1 protein-coding gene is annotated in these 298 nt (G+C 42.3%); it reads left to right on the top strand.

Annotation, left to right across the window (positions count from 1 at the left end):
* Positions 1–298: HYR domain-containing protein (locus DYY66_RS08785; protein ID WP_166288277.1), on the top strand; the 298-nt coding region annotated here is incomplete at both ends.

The following is a 298-nucleotide window of genomic DNA, read 5'->3' as shown; positions in this document are numbered from 1 at the left end:
CACCAGTTTTGACAGCACCACAACCAGTTACTGTTGAAGCAAAGTCACCTGATCACAATTCTGTGGATATTGGACTACCAGCTGTAAATGATGCAGTGGGTGTAGAGTCTGTTACTAATGATGCTCCTCCATACTTTACAATTGGCAAGACCACGGTAACCTGGAAGGCAATAGATGCATCTGGAAATGCTGCAACTGCAACACAGGTTGTCACAGTACAAGATACTACAAAGCCAGTAATTCATGCTCCTTCTGATATAAAACAAGAAGCATCAAGTCCAGCTTCAAATGTTGTAAG

It is taken from the genome of Candidatus Nitrosotalea sp. FS, assembly GCF_011319475.1.
Taxonomy (GTDB): domain Archaea; phylum Thermoproteota; class Nitrososphaeria; order Nitrososphaerales; family Nitrosopumilaceae; genus Nitrosotalea.
This window is presented reverse-complemented; position numbering and strand designations above follow the sequence as displayed.